A 599-nucleotide genomic window follows, 5' to 3' on the forward strand; every position below is an offset into this window, starting at 1 on the left:
TTTTTTGTTTAGCGACAATAGCGCTGTGGTCCCACCTGATCCCTTTCCGAACTCAGAAGTGAAACGCAGTTGCGCCGATGGTAGTGTGGGAGTTCCCATGTGAGAGTAGGACATTGCTAAACTTCTAATTTGTGCTGCGGCACACGAGAAGCCCGTTACGAGCGTAACGGGCTACTTGAGAAACACTATTTTTTAACTTAATTGCGTGATAAATGTGCAATTAACGTAAAAAATACTGTTTTATAAAATACTTAATTTCTTTATGAAACTAAGTGTTGACAATAAAACTGAGAGGCGTATTATGCGCACCTCACTCAGGCAAGGCCTGAGATTAAGAAGATAACGAATGCGATTATCTTCTGTCTTTCATAGCAATATGAACGACATTTTTCTTTAACAATTAGTTATCATGCAATTTGTGTGAGCACTCACATTACTGTTGTTTTACATAGTTTTCCTTTCGGGGAGAACAAAAAAAACGCTTAATGAATGATGTTCATGCAAATAAATATAGTTACGTATCTTTAGTTAGATAGGTAGCGACTATGTAATGCGCTATTTACTTCGGTAGATAGCACGACAGAATTCATTGAGCAGTA

Annotated in this window: 1 rRNA gene; it reads left to right on the plus strand. The window is 37.7% G+C overall.

The features are described from left to right. The first annotated feature begins 7 nt into the window (after positions 1-7). Positions 8-122: ribosomal RNA gene (gene rrf, locus ESZ36_RS22445) — 5S ribosomal RNA — on the plus strand. Positions 123-599 lie beyond the last annotated feature (477 nt).

Source organism: Colwellia demingiae (genome assembly GCF_007954275.1).
GTDB lineage: Bacteria > Pseudomonadota > Gammaproteobacteria > Enterobacterales > Alteromonadaceae > Colwellia > Colwellia demingiae.